We start from the raw sequence: 15215 nt of genomic DNA, 5'->3' as shown, positions 1-15215 counted from the left end.
TAGAATTTTTATTGCTAAGTTACGAAATCACTCCTGAACCTATAAGCTCATCATCAATATACCAGGCCACAAACTGCCCTTCTGTTATGGCAGACTGATAATTTTCAAATTCAACATACAACCCCGAATCCACTTTATACAATTTAGCTTTCTCTAAGGGTTGCCTATACCTTATTCTTGCTTTAACCTCCATAGTTTCATCGGTCTTCAAGCGTAAATCTTCACGAATCCAATGCAATTCTTCGTTGGAAACAAATAATGCTTTTTTAAGTAAGCCAGGATGTTCTTTACCTTGCCCTGTGTAAATAACATTCTCCTCAACGTTGGTATCAATAACAAACAAAGGCTCAGCAGTACCACCTACAGCCAAACCTTTTCGCTGACCTTTTGTAAAGTAATGAGCTCCCTGATGTTTACCAACTATTTTACCATGATCTGCCCTATAGTTGATCTTTCTTGATAAGTATCTGAGTTTGTCTTCTTCTGAATTAAATTCGGTTTCACCCTCAATAAAAATGCCCTGTTCTTTTGGTACTTCAACTATAATTCCTTCTTTAGGCTTTAGTTGCTGTTGAAGGAAATCCGGCAGTTTAACTTTGCCAATAAAACATAAACCTTGAGAATCCTTCTTCTCTGCGGTTACCAAATCAAGTTTTGTTGCTATATCACGTACTTCCGGCTTGGTTAATTCACCAATTGGAAATAATGATTTTGCCAATTGTTCTTGTGAAAGCTGACATAAAAAATAAGATTGATCTTTATTACCGTCTACCCCGGCTAACAATTGATAAACAGGTTTTCCTTCCTTTACAACAGTTCCTTTTCTGCAATAATGTCCGGTAGCCACATAATCTGCGCCAAGCTCTAAAGCAATATTCATAAAAACATCAAACTTTATTTCTCTGTTACAAAGCACATCAGGGTTTGGGGTACGTCCTTTTTCATATTCATGGAACATGTAATCTACAATACGCTCTTTGTACTGTTCACTTAAATCTACCGTTTGAAATGGAATTCCCAGTTTTTCTGCAACTAACATAGCATCATTACTATCATCCAGCCAAGGGCATTCATTTGAAATAGTGACTGAATCATCATGCCAGTTCTTCATAAATAACCCTATAACGTCATACCCCTGTTGCTTTAACAAATATGCTGCTACACTGGAATCAACTCCTCCTGAAAGACCAATTACTACTCGTTTCATCTTAAAAAATTAGTCCACAAAGATACATATAATTGCAAGATTTTTTACGCTATAGCTTTTTATAATAAAGTACCTAAAAATTTATAATGTTTATCTTTTTTAAATAAATTTTAAACAAAATATTAAATTTTGTTTATTTTTTTATTATTTTTGTTAAACAAAATATGTAACTTCAAAAAAATCGAGATGAAAACATCAAAATTATTCCAAAACGCATCGGTTGTTTTTATGAGCTTATTCTTGTTGATATCATGTAATAATGATGATGACAATAATCTACCTATAGCAACACCGCTTAACATTGTTGAACTCGCTCTGGCATCACCGAATTTATCAAATTTAGTGGCTGCTTTACAAGCCGCAGACGGAGATCTGCTTAATGTTTTAAGCGATCCCGGTCCATTTACCATTCTTGCACCAGATAACAATGCCTTCCAAGCTTTATTAGACAGTAATCCAAATTGGAACAGCATAGAAGACATTGATACGGCTGTACTCTCTCAGGTATTATTAAATCATGTTATTGTGGGTACACCTTTGATGGCTGCTGATTTAACAGGTTTAGGCTCTGGTTATACCTCTACAGAAGCTACTGGTGCCGGAGGTAATAAAATGAGCTTATTCTTTGATACCTCCAATGGCGTAAGCTTTAATGGGATATCAAAAGTAAGTATGGCTGATAAAGAGGCTACAAATGGAGTCATTCACATAGTTGATGCTGTAATAGGCCTACCCAATATTGTTGACCATGCCGTAGCAAATCCAAACCTTACAAGCTTAGTGGGAGCATTAACAACTGGTGGAAACACAACATTTACTGATTTATTATCAACGCCGGGGGACTTTACAGTTTTTGCTCCAACCAATGATGCCTTCATTGCATTCACCAACCCCAATAGTAACCCTTTAGATGCTATCTTATCTAATCATGTAGTGGTTGATGCCACGGCTGTGTCATCCGGCTTAACAAATAGCTATGTTAATACTGCGGCTACTTATAGTGATACTAATAAAAATTTAAGCCTATATATAAATACAGATAGCGGCGTTACTTTAAATGGCATGTCAAATGTTACCCTCCCGGACATCATAGCCTCAAATGGTGTCATACATGCCGTTGATGCCGTTATTGATATTCCAACTGTTGTCACTTTTGCTGTAGCCGATCCAACGTTTTCAACACTGGTAACCGCTTTAACAACATTAACCCCAGCAACAGACTTTGTTTCTGTACTTTCAAATACAAACGGTTCCGGAGCAGACCCATTCACTGTATTTGCTCCGACAAATGATGCTTTTTCAGCCATCACAATTCCGTCAGACGAAGCTGTTCTGACAAATATATTATTGCATCATGTTATGGGTGGACTAAATGTAGCTTCGGCTGACTTAAATAACCCCGGAGACACTACAGCTCCAAGTTTAGAAGGTGATAATTTAACGGTTACTTTACCGGGATCTAATTCAAATATAGCTGATTTAACAGATGGCTCAGGAAACTCTGATATAGGTATTATTGCTGTTGACGTGCAAGCCGGAAATGGTGTTATCCATGTCATAAATAAAGTAGCTATACCGGATCTAATGAATTAATATTAGTTTGGTTTGTTGATTTGTAGACATTTCTATTCTCTCAAGAGATTGTCTATGATGAAGGGCTCCTTAAGAAATTAAGGAGCTTTTTTTATATATTTTGGAATATAGGTGAAATCCTCTTCTTTAACTAATTTACCACCCTCATAATATTTCCAGACACCGTCTTTTTTTCCTCTTTTGTATACCCCTTCAGATAACAGCTCTCCTTTAGAGTTATAAAACTTTGCCATACCATGTAGTTCACCTGCAACATAAATATATTCTTTTAAAATCACATTTTTATTGGAATATATAATTGATGGCCCTTCTAATTTTCCATTCTTATAATTTTGTTTCTCTGCTATTTGTTTATTTGAGTAATACACTATGCGTTCTCCTGAAAGTTCTCCCTGGGTATTGTAATGTTCTAATGTCATTAATTCATCAGAGTTCTTTTGATAATACTTCCAGGTTCCTATATAGGTTCTACCATCCATCTGGCCTTCACTTATCACCTTACCATTGGATGCTAAAAATCTGACCTGTGCAATTGGATTGTCTTTATTAAAAATCTTGGTAGCCGTTAAAACCGGTTTATTTCTTATGTTTTTATAAAACTTAAACATGCCCACTTCTTTACCATGTTCAAATTGCCCTTCATACCGCAGTATTTTAGTATTTTCAAAATATTTTTTCCAAACACCATGGCGCTTGTTATCTGTATCTAATTGATTAATATCCTGAGCAAAAAGAAAACCACTAAAAAGTAAACAGGTTAAAAAACAAAAGACTCTTTCCATTTTTTTATAGTATTAATAACGCTTTCGCGGAAGTTACTAATTATTAACGTTGATATTTTAAATTTCTTGTAACAAAAAAGCTGCCAAAACAATTCTTTTGGCAGCCTTTTTATTAAAATATAAGTTACTACTTACGTTTTTGTTGTGCTTGTTTTTGTTTTTCGGCCTGCTCCATCATTTCGGCCATTTTCTTCTGAAACCTATTCTGCTTTTTTGGTTTCTTTTTCTTCTCTTGTATATCAGCATGAATCTTGTCCTCATCAAGAATATAATTCTTAATAACCAATATAATACCTATACTAATTAGGTTTGAAATGAAATAATATAAACTCAAACCAGAAGCATAATTATTAAAGAAAAACAGCATCATGATTGGAGAGAAATACATCATATATTTCATCATTTTTGCCATATCCGGCATCCCTTCCTGCTGTGGTTGAGCACTCATATTCTGTCCGGTAGTCAATCGCATATAAAAGAATATGGCTATTGATGCCAAAATAGGAAACAAACTTACATGATTACCATAAAATGGTATGTTAAATGGTATGTTTGCAATAGTATCATAAGATGATAAGTCATCGGCCCAAAGGAATGACTTTTGTCTTAGATCAAAAGCTGATGGAAAAAATTGGAATAACGCATAGAATACCGGTAATTGTATCAAAGCCGGTAAACAACCTGCCATCGGACTAGCTCCTGCTTTGGTCTGTAGCGCCATAGTCTCTTGTTGCGCTTTCATCTTGTTATTCTTATGTTTTTCTCGGATGGCATCCAGCTCAGGTTTTAAAATTTTCATTTTGGCCTGAGACAAGAATTGCTTATACTGAACAAATGATAACAGTATTTTCACCAATATAGTCATTACTACAATAGCAATTCCATAGGGCATAAAACCTCCTAAGAAGCCAAATAACGGCATAAAAACATAGCGGTTAATCCATCCAAAAATACCCCAGCCAAATGGCACTAATTCGTCCAGATTTCTGCCATAGGCATTTAAAACTTTAAAATCACTCGGACCATAGTACCAATTCATAGATTCACTAAGCTCACCTCCTTGTAATTCTAAAGGCATTTTTGCTGCAAAAGTTTTGGTGTAAACGGTATCAATCGTTTCATCTTTAACTAAGTTCTCAGCTTTAATATGAGCTGTTTTAAAAGCTTTATCCGTTAATAATACTGATGAAAAGAAGTGCTGTTTGAACCCTATCCAGGTAACGTCTTTAATATCTTTATCTGCATCTCTGGCTCCTGTATAGTCATCTTTTCCTCCTCCGTACTCATAATGAATATCCGTATACCTGTTTTCATATGAAATACTCTTTGCGTGACGGAACCCTTTTAATTTCCAGTCCAGGTTTATCTCTTGCGAGTTATTGATGACATCACTTAAACCTTGTGAACGAATCGTGAAATCCAACATGTAATCGCCTTCCTTTAACTCGTAACGATACTCTAAAAATTTACTTTCAGATACTTTAAGCTTCATAGAAACTACCGTAACATCACCATTTTTAGTAACCGAAGGAATAAATGGCAAGTCCTTAGTATTTAAAATTCTGCTATCTGTAGTTCCAAAATTAATATTAAAAGAGGCATTATCATCTTTTACCAAATAGATAGGAATTGAATCATAATCAACAAATTGCTTTAACCTTACTTCTGAAAGATATCCGCCTTTGTTGCTAAATGTAAGTTCTAACAAATCACTTTCAACAACGGTTTCTTTGTTTGATGAATTAATTGCTGAATAAGCAAAAGCCCCTAATTTATTTCTGAGTTGAACTTGCTGTAATGAATCTGCACCTGAACCGGTAGCATAATCTGTTGTTGCAACGTCTAAAGTTTGCTCCTGTACTTTATCTTTTTGTTCTGCCTCTACCTGTTCTTGCTTAGCTTTTTCTTGAGCCTCAAGTTCTTCTGGTGTTGGCTGATTCTGCCATAGCATATAGGCTAAAATCCCGAAAATAAGAACAAATCCTATAATCGAATTAATATCTAATTTTTTTTCTTCCATGAATTCTATTAGTGTCTATTAAAAAGATTCCCGCTTAAGCAGGAATGTCAATAACTTATCAATAAGCTATCCAATATTGATTTTATGCCATAGTGGCACTTTTTCTTCCTTTACTATATTTTAACGCTGCGCTTACAAAAGCTACAAATAACGGATGCGGGTTAGCCACTGTACTTTTATATTCCGGATGATACTGTACACCAACAAACCAAGGATGTTCCGGTATTTCAACTATTTCTACCAAACCGGTATCGGGGTTTAACCCTGTAGCTAACATACCTGCCTTTTCCATCTGATCTTTATAGTCACTGTTAAATTCATAACGGTGTCTATGACGTTCTGCAATACTTTCGGTTTTATATATGTTACGTACAATACTTCCTAATTTTAGATCACAAGCCCAGGCCCCCAGACGCATGGTACCGCCTTTATCTGTAATGTTTTTTTGATCCTCCATTAAATCAATAACGGGATTAGCTGTTTTAGCATTCATTTCTGTAGAAGCCGCATCAGAAACCCCCAGTACATTTCTGGCAAACTCAATAACAGCCATTTGCATACCTAAACAAATTCCTAAAAACGGAATATTGTTTTCACGCACATACTGCACAGCGTCAATTTTACCGTCTATACCGCGTTCTCCAAATCCGGGAGCGACCAAAACACCATCTAAATGCCCTAGTTTTAATTTAACATTATCGCGGTTTATATATTCAGAATGTATAGACTCTACATTTACTTTTACCTCATTTTCTGCACCAGCATGAATAAAAGCTTCCAGTATAGATTTGTACGAATCCTGTAACTCTACATATTTACCTATCAAACCAATGGTTACCTCGGTTTTTGGATTTTTATGACGATGTACAAACTGATTCCATCTTTCTATATTAGGCGTGGAGCATTCAAGTCCCAACTTTTCAAGTACAACTTTATCTAAACCTTCAGTCAGCATTAAGTTAGGTACATCATAAATAGTAGAAGCGTCAATAGACTGGATAACCGAATCTTCTTTTACATTACAAAACAATGCCAGTTTACGTCTCAGCTCCTTAGGTAAATTATGCTCTGTTCTACAAACTAAAATATCTGCCTGTACTCCACTTTCCATCAAGGTCTTTACACTATGTTGGGTGGGTTTTGTTTTTAATTCACCTGCAGCCGATAAGTAGGGTACTAATGTTAAGTGAATAACTATACCATTATTTTCTCCTAAATCCCAACGTAACTGCCGTACTGCCTCAACATATGGTAAGGATTCAATATCACCAACAGTCCCCCCTATTTCTGTAATTACAATATCATAATCACCGGATTTTCCTAAAATCTGAACCCGTTCTTTAATCTCGTCTGTGATATGCGGAACTACCTGAACTGTTTTTCCTAAAAATTCACCTCGGCGTTCTTTTTCAATAACACTTTGATAGATTCTACCAGTGGTGACGTTATTGGCCTGACTAGTTGGTCTGTTTAAAAAACGCTCATAGTGTCCCAGGTCCAGATCAGTCTCTGCTCCATCTTCAGTAACGTAACATTCTCCATGTTCATACGGATTTAATGTTCCCGGATCAACATTAATATAAGGGTCTAATTTTTGAATAGTAACTCTATAACCTTGAGCCTGCAATAATTTAGCAAGTGAAGCTGCTATAATACCTTTTCCTAAAGATGATGTAACTCCTCCGGTTACAAATACGTATTTTGTTGTAGTTGACATGTTGCGCTTTTAAACGCAGGCAAATTTACAAAATTAAAATAGTTATTTAAGAAATGTTTTTTAGTTATTTGATCGCAACTTGTTAACAATGGTTTCAAGTGTTTTTCATGGCTTTCATTCATTTAACTAACTTGATTTTGTTAAAAGTTCCAACTATCTTCGTTTAATAACAATTGGAGTGAAGCCTCATATTAATATTCGCTAAACTAACAAAGCTATACACAGTTGAGAAAACAAAAAATTAAAGAGGCTAATAATGAAAATCGCTATTGAAGATTACAATCCGAAATGGCCCGCTCATTTTCAACAAATAGTAACCAAACTAAATAACATCCTTGTAGATTTCAGCCCTAAAATTGAGCATATAGGAAGTACTTCTGTGCCTAATTTAATTGGAAAGATGGGAATGAATATTAATGATGGCAAAATGAGTTTATAAAACCGAAGAAGTAAAAGCAGTTTTATGGTATAAAAAAATTCAGATAATCTTTAATACTACTCCTTTTTTAAAACATAAGTATACAACCACATTAAGGTAAAGGTTGGAATAATGTCCAATCCAGGGACCGCTTCTTCAACAAAGGCTATAATACCGGCTATTTTCCCGGATTTCCCTTTATATAACTTAGTCATTAACCATCCGGCAATTGGAGCCCAAATTACGTCTCCAAACTCCCCAATTCCAGGGATAAAATAGGAAATACATCCTATGGCATCTAATACAATACCTATTAATAATTTTGTGTATTTATTCATCAAGTGTTATTTAATACCTCTCTATAAACAAGAAATATACCAAAACTTGTAATACGTCACTTTCCTATAAGCTTTAAAAACTCATTTCTGGTTTCTATCTTTTCAAACTGCCCCCTAAACCCGGAAGTTGTAGTTACAGAATTTTGTTTTTGTACACCACGCATCATCATACACATATGTGAAGCTTCAATAACAACGGCTACACCTTGAGGTTTTAAAGTATCATTTATACAATCTAAAACTTGTTCTGTTAAGCGTTCCTGCACTTGTAACCGCCTGGCAAAAACATCTACTATTCTGGGAAGTTTGCTCAAACCAACAATATATCCATTTGGGATGTATGCTATATGGGCTTTACCAAAAAAAGGTAAAATATGATGTTCACATAAGGAGTACAATTCAATGTCTTTAACTATGACCATTTCATTATACGACTCTTTAAACATAGCGCCTTTAAGAATTTCAACAGGATCCTGCTCATAGCCTTGTGTTAAAAATTGCATGGCCTTTGCTGCACGTTCAGGTGTTTTTAAAAGACCATCCCGATTGGTATCTTCTCCTAAATCTGTTATAATGTTCTTATACCGGTCTTTAACATCATCAGTAACCTGCATATTATATTCTTCAAAACTTTTATATGGCATGCTTTTTAGTATTTCTTTATGTTTTAAATTTAAAGGTAGTCAAAATAAGTTTTACTGCATTATTTAAGAAAAATCAATTAACATTTAACGTTTTATTGGCAATTATAGAATTTCTCAAAATTAGCTTTGTAATATCAGTTAAAATAAAGAGCCCCAATCATCAATCAAATCAAGATCATGAAGCAATTAACAATTTTAATACTATTGTTTTGCATATCCTTACATTTTGAAGCTCAAACTAAAAAGGTTTATCAAATAACAAGAACTGAACACCCTCCAACCATTGATGGTATTTTAAATGAAAGTACCTGGGATAATTTACAAATCGCCACAGATTTTATTCAGTTTAGGCCTGATGTTGGTAAAAATCCGGAACATAGCAAAAGGTCTGAAATAAAAATGACCTATGATGATAAGGCTATTTATATTGCTGCGTATTTATATGATAACCCTGACGATATCTTACGTCAGTTTACACAACGGGATAATTTTGGGCAATCAGATTTTTTTGGTATTATTTTTAATCCCAATAATGATGCACAAAACAACACTGAATTTTTTGTATTTAGCTCAGGTACACAGGCAGATGCTATTGAAAGTCCTAACATAGGTGAGGATTTTGGTTGGAACGCCGTTTGGGACAGTGCTGTAAAAATAGTTGAAGACGGCTGGGTTGTTGAAGTAAAAATACCATACAGATGCCTGCGTTTTACGCAACAGGAAGATCCTACCTGGGGCATCCAATTTCACCGTCACTATAGAAAAACAAGAGCACAATTTACCTGGAACGCCATTGATGTTACCAAGGATAATTTTGGCTTATACAACGCAGAATTAAAAGGATTACAAAACATTAAACCGCCTACCCGGTTAAGTTTTTACCCCTATGCTTCCGGTTTGGTAAGTAATTATGCCGGTGAAACCGAAACAGATTTTGCAGCCGGCTTAGACCTCAAATATGGTATAACCGAAAGCTTTACCCTGGATGCTACATTAATTCCTGATTTTAGCCAGGCCGGATTCGATAATGTAGAGCTAAACCTTGGCCCTTTTGAACAACGGTTTTCTGAACAACGCCAATTCTTTACAGAGGGTGTAGACCTATTTAACAAGGGCAATCTGTTTTATTCCAGACGGGTTGGGAACGCTCCAACCTATACCCCGGAACTTGAAGATGATGAAGAAATAATTGATTATCCGGAAAAAGTACAACTGATTAATGCTATTAAAATATCAGGAAGAACCAAAAAAGGTTTGGGCATAGGCTTTTTTAATGCTATTACTGAAAAAACATATGCCACTATAGAAAAGGTGAAACAAATCAATCAAAACCTTCCTTTTGAAAATACAGAAACAACAAGAAAAAAAGTTGTAGTGGAGCCATTGGCCAATTATAATATTATGGTTTTGGATCAACAATTTAACAAAAACTCTTCAGTAACACTTATCAACACCAATGTTACAAGAAATGGAAGTTTTAAAGACTCAAACGTTTCAGGGCTGCTGTTTGACATCATGAATAAAAAAAATACTTATGGCACCTTTGGCGAAGTTAAAATGAGCACCTTTAATAATGCTCCTGATAAATCCACAGGATACAGTGCTATGATTGGCGCAGGTAAAAACAGTGGTAAAGTACGTTACAGTGTTGAATATAACTACGCTGATGAGCATTACGATATTAATGATTTAGGCATCCTTTTTAGAAACAACTATAGTAATTATAGTGCAGATATCAGCTATCGGATTTTTGAACCTACAAAACGATTAAACAATTACCGCATTAATGCCTGGTTTAATTATAGGCAACTGGCAAGTCCAAACACATTTACCGGAGCCAATACCGGAATTGCTTATCGGGCAACCAATAAAAAACTACATACTTTTGGTTTTAATGTGAACTGGAATATTGGTAAACGGCATGATTACTTTGAGCCAAGAAATGGCTTTGACAGCTTTTTTACAACAAAAAATTATACTGAGGGTAACATTTGGCTATCTTCAAACTTTAATAACTTCTTTGCTTTAAGCGCCAATTTTGGATATGGTTTAATTTTTGAAAAAGCAAGAGATAATTTCAACAATTGGTGGTTTGGATTTAATCCGCGTTTTAAATTTAATGATAAATTTTTATTAGTCTTAGGATTTGAATATGATGATTATACTGCAGACCGGGGCTACATTAACGGGCAGGATGTAGATGACAATATTATTTTTGGTCAAAGAGAATTAATTGAAACCGAAGCTAGTATATCCGGGAGTTATAATTTTAACCCATTTAATGCCCTTACTTTAAGTTTTAGAAACTATTTGAGTACAGTAACCTATGATAACCACGTCTATAATTTAGAGCATGATGGATCCTTATCAGTATCAAACACCCATACAAAGTATACTATAGGTAGTGACCCTGATTTTAATCCGGACGTTAATTTTAACACCTGGAACCTGGATCTGAGCTATTCCTGGCAGTTTGCTCCCGGTAGTATGCTAACAGCCCTCTACAGAAACCAAATTTTTAATCAATCCAATAACTCAAAGGATGATTACCTTGAAAGCCTTGGCCATTTATTTGATCAGGAAAAAAGGAATACTTTTTCTCTCAGACTAGTTTATTTCATTGATTATAATGACATTAAAAACACTCTTAGGACTAAGACAAAATCATAATTGTACATCACAGTATAAAGTGGTAATTTCACAGCTCATTAATTAAAAAAATGATTCAAGCAAAAAACATCCATAAATATTATGGTAATTTACAGGTATTAAAGGGCGTAGATATCCATATTAAAAAAGGCGAAATTGTTTCTATAGTTGGTGCATCCGGAGCTGGTAAAACAACCCTACTTCAAATATTAGGTACCCTGGACAAGGCTTCATCAAAAGAAGATTTTGAGTTAAGCATAAACAACGCAAACATCAATGCTCTTAAAGATAGGGCCCTGGCAAAATTTAGAAATGAACACATTGGATTTATTTTTCAGTTTCATCAACTACTCCCTGAATTTTCAGCTATTGAAAATGTATGTCTGCCTGCTTTTATAAAAGGTACCAAAAAAGCAGAAGCAGAACAAAGAGCTAAAGAACTTTTAGATTTCTTAGGTTTGACTGACAGGTATCACCACAAACCCAATGAGCTTTCTGGTGGCGAACAACAACGTGTTGCCGTAGCTCGTGCTCTTATCAATAATCCCGGTTTGATTTTTGCTGACGAGCCCTCCGGAAACCTTGATAGCGAATCTGCTGAAAACCTGCACAACCTCTTTTTTAAATTACGTGATGAGTATGGACAAACTTTTGTTATTGTTACTCATAATTCAGATTTAGCCAATATGGCGGACAGAAAGTTAACCATGGTTGACGGCAAGATTGTTGATTAGCCTAAATATGGATTAAACAAGGTTAAACACAATTACACCGTTCTGAACCTATTTTCAGTATCTTAAATAGTTAATAATACAGGACAAGTAAAAGTATCAAACAATAAAAAAACAGCCTGAAAAAGAGCCTCTTCTTTGATTAAATTCAGAACGGATCTTTTCAGGCGGCTTCTTCAAAATTAAAAATCAATTACAATTTAGGCTCCCACCCTTTTTCATAATCTCGTTTCCATAACATTTCAGCGCCTTTATTATTTAAAACACGGCCTGTTTTTGCATCTACATTTAAACTTTCCTTTAGATCTTGAGCTATATTACCCAAATGGCATAGCTGTGTAGAAATAGCGGCCTCTGTAATTGGAGAATTCAGCTTGGTACCTTCTAAAATAGCATCTATAAAGTTCTGCATATGCTTCACAGTCAAGCCGTCAAAACCTACAGTATCTGATGTTTTATTAGCTTTAGACTCCTTTTTTTGGTTTTCAAATTCTCTTTTTAACTCTTTCCCCTTTAAATCATAAAGCACATATTTAGATCTATCTAAATGTATACTCCCTTCTGTTCCATGAATAAGAGCACCCCTTCCTCCTATAGATTTAAAAGCATTACAACTTCTTCCATCCCAGGTTAATGTCTTACCACCTTCAAACTCATAACTCACCATCTGCGTATCAAAAAATTCCCAATCATCTTTATAATGCAGCCTTCCTCCTGCAGATACAACCCGTGATGGATAATCTACACCTAAAGCCCAACGGCAAATATCAATTTCATGCGTACCATTATTGTGAATTTCGCCCGTTCCCCAAGCCCTGAACCAGTGCCAGTTATAAGGGTGTACATTGTCCCTGTAAGCTTCTCTTGGGGCAGGCCCCTGCCACAAGTCCCAATCAAGATATTCTGGCACAGGGACTTCTTTACCAACACCAATGCTTTTTCTGTCATTGGTATATACCGCTTTTGCTGCATAAACATCTCCTATTATACCTTCTCTTATATCTTTAATTGCCTGAGCTGATGTTCTGGAAGAGCGCTGCTGATTACCCATTTGGCAAACCTTTCCGTACTTTCTTTGAACGTCTACCAACAGTTCATTTTCATGCGGATTGTGACTACATGGTTTTTCAACATACACATGTTTACCAGCCTGCATGCCCATAATAGCCATTGGAGCATGCCAATGCTCTGGTGTAGCTACAACTATAGCGTTAATATTTTTATCTTCTAATAGCTTTCTAAAATCGCTCTCCGTTTTTGGACTGTTTCCAATTTCCTTTTTACAATACGCTTTGAATTTACTTAAACGATTAGCATCTACATCACAAACGGCAACTATTTTGCCCTGTTTTGATGTCCCTATAGCTTTTGCCAATCCGTGAGCGCGCCCCCCACAACCTATAATTGCAAAGTTAACATTGTCATTGGCTCCCAGTATGCTTGCATAAGAATTGGCTGATGTCAATAAAGTAACTCCGGCAGCTCCCATTGCTGTACTTTTTATAAAATTTCTACGTGTTGTCATTTTAATATTTTTTTAGTTAGTGGTTAGTCCAGCTCTTTAATTTTAATGTTTTTAAAATGTACCTCATCGCCGTGATCCTGCAAGAGTATCAGTCCTTCTTCTGCTTCACCAAAATTTGGCCAATCCTTATATTTACTATATTTAACCAAAGCTCTCCATTGTTGTGTCCCTCTTACATATTCAACCATTTTACAACCATTTAAAAAATGTTGCACCTTTTGACCGTTAACCACTATACGAGCTCTGTTCCATCCGCCTTTATTTACATATTTTTTGGTGTACAAAGACGGAATATATTCCTGGGCGTCTCCTCTGATCAAATCATAAAGTGATGATAATGTACGATTACCATCAACCCCTTTTTTGGCATCCTTATGGTTTTTATCATCTAAAATTTGAAATTCACAACCTATAGCTGATCCTGTCCCCTTATTTAAATTTGTATCTACAAAATACTTAATACCGCTATTGGCTCCTTCTGTAAATTTAAAATCTACTTCTAAAATGAAATTCCTAAAAGGCTTAGTGGTAACAATATCCCCTCCATGTTCTGATTCTCCCCCACCGGAAGCATGCACTGTTAAAATACCATCCTTGACACTCCAACCTTTATCCGGGAAATCATCACGCTTAGCACCGCGCCAACCTTTTGTTGTTGTTCCATCCCAAAGTAATTTCCAACCGTTTGCTTGCTCTTCCTGCGATAAAGTATTCAACGCATAATTAATTGCAGGTGCCGTGGTCTTAAATTCATAATCATCCGGAACCTCTGTAAGTTCAATATTTCGCCATTTAATGGTTTTACCAGCTTTATCTTTGCTTTTTCCTATACCATGAACTTGCAACCCAATAAAGCCTGTTTCAACACTTTCCTCATACAGATTGGTACAATTAATCCCGTTTACCCAAGTCGCAATCCGGTTACCGGAAGCAATAACTTTTATCTTATTCCATTGACCTTGCTTATAGGCTGTTTTTACTTTGGGGTTATATTCCAGTGGGTATCGCCACCCTTTTCTGGCTTCATCGTATAGCCCTCCAAACCACTTTCTGGGGGAATCATCTGCTTCAACTTGCAATCCATGAACACGTCCGTTATGATATTCAGGAGTACTATGGCTTCTAATCTGAACGCCAGAATTCAAACCCCTCCCCAAAAATATTTCATATTCCAGAATAAAATTGGTATACTCTTTTTTCGTTGCAAGAAATGTATTTGGTGTTCCCATCTTTGAGGTTCCTACAATTTCATTATCAACCACCTTATATTCAGCAGTACCGTTTAATACTTCCCAACCTTTTAGGTTCTTACCATTAAATAACTGAATGGTTTTTCCCTGAGCACTTAGCATTAGCGCCAGGACAAAAAAAGTCAATACGCTTAAAACACTTTTCTTCATAGTTTAATTTATCATTTAGAATTACTTAGTCTGGTTATTATAGTGCTGCTTGAATTACAAGACAACAACTTCTCAAATTTAACAAAACAGAAATCCTTTTTAAACTTTTAACGTCCTTTAATGGTTGTTTTAACGGTTAAAAACAGATAAGATACAGGTATTCGTTTTTGTTGATATTTTTTCTTTTCTTT

Annotated in this window: 12 protein-coding genes; 4 read left to right on the top strand and 8 right to left on the bottom strand. The window is 35.5% G+C overall.

Translation table 11 applies throughout. From position 1 onward, the window contains the following. Nucleotides 1-19: 19 nt before the first annotated feature. Complete coding sequence (gene mnmA, locus VOI54_RS11845; RefSeq protein ID WP_326283002.1) at nt 20-1207, bottom strand: tRNA 2-thiouridine(34) synthase MnmA; 1188 nt, start codon at nt 1205-1207, stop codon at nt 20-22. A 186-nt stretch (nt 1208-1393) separates the two neighbouring features. Between mnmA and VOI54_RS11840 the strand changes: the two genes are divergently transcribed. Continuing rightward, entirely contained in the window at nt 1394-2800 is a 1407-nt protein-coding gene (locus VOI54_RS11840) for a fasciclin domain-containing protein (protein ID WP_326283001.1), read from the top strand. Between the two features lie 77 nt (nt 2801-2877). Here VOI54_RS11840 and VOI54_RS11835 read toward each other — a convergent pair whose 3' ends face one another. From VOI54_RS11835 to pyrG, 3 genes are all read right to left on the bottom strand, one after another. Next, entirely contained in the window at nt 2878-3582 is a 705-nt protein-coding gene (locus VOI54_RS11835; RefSeq protein ID WP_326283000.1) for a toxin-antitoxin system YwqK family antitoxin, read from the bottom strand. Between the two features lie 127 nt (nt 3583-3709). Continuing rightward, a complete protein-coding gene (gene yidC, locus VOI54_RS11830) occupies nt 3710-5602 on the bottom strand; it encodes a membrane protein insertase YidC (protein ID WP_326282999.1) in 1893 nt (630 codons plus the stop codon). An 82-nt stretch (nt 5603-5684) separates the two neighbouring features. Continuing rightward, a complete protein-coding gene (gene pyrG, locus VOI54_RS11825; RefSeq protein WP_326282998.1) occupies nt 5685-7319 on the bottom strand; it encodes a CTP synthase in 1635 nt (544 codons plus the stop codon). A gap of 256 nt (nt 7320-7575) precedes the next feature. Between pyrG and VOI54_RS11820 the strand changes: the two genes are divergently transcribed. Continuing rightward, nucleotides 7576-7758: a GrpB family protein gene (locus tag VOI54_RS11820; RefSeq protein WP_326282997.1), complete on the top strand. Its 183-nt coding sequence runs from the start codon at nt 7576-7578 to the stop codon at nt 7756-7758. 56 nt (nt 7759-7814) lie between these two features. Here the strand turns inward: VOI54_RS11820 and VOI54_RS11815 are convergent, their stop codons facing one another. Both VOI54_RS11815 and folE read right to left on the bottom strand, forming a co-directional pair. Further along, a complete protein-coding gene (locus VOI54_RS11815) occupies nt 7815-8075 on the bottom strand; it encodes a hypothetical protein (protein ID WP_326282996.1) in 261 nt (86 codons plus the stop codon). 56 nt (nt 8076-8131) lie between these two features. Further along, nucleotides 8132-8719 carry a GTP cyclohydrolase I FolE gene (gene folE / locus VOI54_RS11810; protein WP_326282995.1) on the bottom strand — a complete coding sequence of 196 codons (588 nt, stop codon included), beginning with the start codon at nt 8717-8719 and terminating at the stop codon, nt 8132-8134. A gap of 177 nt (nt 8720-8896) precedes the next feature. Between folE and VOI54_RS11805 the strand changes: the two genes are divergently transcribed. Further along, nucleotides 8897-11389: a DUF5916 domain-containing protein gene (locus tag VOI54_RS11805; protein ID WP_326282994.1), complete on the top strand. Its 2493-nt coding sequence runs from the start codon at nt 8897-8899 to the stop codon at nt 11387-11389. Nucleotides 11390-11439: 50 nt separating this feature from the next. Next, nucleotides 11440-12102 carry an ABC transporter ATP-binding protein gene (locus VOI54_RS11800; RefSeq protein ID WP_326282993.1) on the top strand — a complete coding sequence of 221 codons (663 nt, stop codon included), beginning with the start codon at nt 11440-11442 and terminating at the stop codon, nt 12100-12102. Nucleotides 12103-12292: 190 nt separating this feature from the next. On the opposite strand, the gene VOI54_RS11795 is transcribed toward VOI54_RS11800, so the two are convergent. After that, nucleotides 12293-13624 (bottom strand): Gfo/Idh/MocA family protein, encoded by a 1332-nt coding sequence (locus VOI54_RS11795; protein WP_326282992.1) that lies wholly within the window; start codon nt 13622-13624, stop codon nt 12293-12295. Between the two features lie 23 nt (nt 13625-13647). After that, nucleotides 13648-15024, bottom strand: a complete 1377-nt coding sequence (locus VOI54_RS11790) for a 3-keto-disaccharide hydrolase (RefSeq protein WP_326282991.1) — start codon at nt 15022-15024, stop codon at nt 13648-13650. Nucleotides 15025-15215: the final 191 nt, after the last annotated feature.

The organism is Alterotamlana spongicola, from assembly GCF_035818475.1.
Taxonomy (GTDB): Bacteria; Bacteroidota; Bacteroidia; order Flavobacteriales; family Flavobacteriaceae; genus Cognatitamlana.
The sequence above is the reverse complement of the archived record's forward strand: the minus strand, read 5'-3'. Positions and strand labels throughout refer to the sequence as shown.

Bases quoted from the DNA above. Each gene is read 5' to 3' on its own strand.
- mnmA (WP_326283002.1), bottom strand. From the start codon at position 1,207: ATGAAACGAGTAGTAATTGGTCTTTCAGGAGGAGTTGATTCCAGTGTA.
- VOI54_RS11840 (WP_326283001.1), top strand. From the start codon at position 1,394: ATGAAAACATCAAAATTATTCCAAAACGCATCGGTTGTTTTTATGAGC.
- VOI54_RS11835 (WP_326283000.1), bottom strand. From the start codon at position 3,582: ATGGAAAGAGTCTTTTGTTTTTTAACCTGTTTACTTTTTAGTGGTTTT.
- yidC (WP_326282999.1), bottom strand. From the start codon at position 5,602: ATGGAAGAAAAAAAATTAGATATTAATTCGATTATAGGATTTGTTCTT.
- pyrG (WP_326282998.1), bottom strand. From the start codon at position 7,319: ATGTCAACTACAACAAAATACGTATTTGTAACCGGAGGAGTTACATCA.
- VOI54_RS11820 (WP_326282997.1), top strand. From the start codon at position 7,576: ATGAAAATCGCTATTGAAGATTACAATCCGAAATGGCCCGCTCATTTT.
- VOI54_RS11815 (WP_326282996.1), bottom strand. From the start codon at position 8,075: ATGAATAAATACACAAAATTATTAATAGGTATTGTATTAGATGCCATA.
- folE (WP_326282995.1), bottom strand. From the start codon at position 8,719: ATGCCATATAAAAGTTTTGAAGAATATAATATGCAGGTTACTGATGAT.
- VOI54_RS11805 (WP_326282994.1), top strand. From the start codon at position 8,897: ATGAAGCAATTAACAATTTTAATACTATTGTTTTGCATATCCTTACAT.
- VOI54_RS11800 (WP_326282993.1), top strand. From the start codon at position 11,440: ATGATTCAAGCAAAAAACATCCATAAATATTATGGTAATTTACAGGTA.
- VOI54_RS11795 (WP_326282992.1), bottom strand. From the start codon at position 13,624: ATGACAACACGTAGAAATTTTATAAAAAGTACAGCAATGGGAGCTGCC.
- VOI54_RS11790 (WP_326282991.1), bottom strand. From the start codon at position 15,024: ATGAAGAAAAGTGTTTTAAGCGTATTGACTTTTTTTGTCCTGGCGCTA.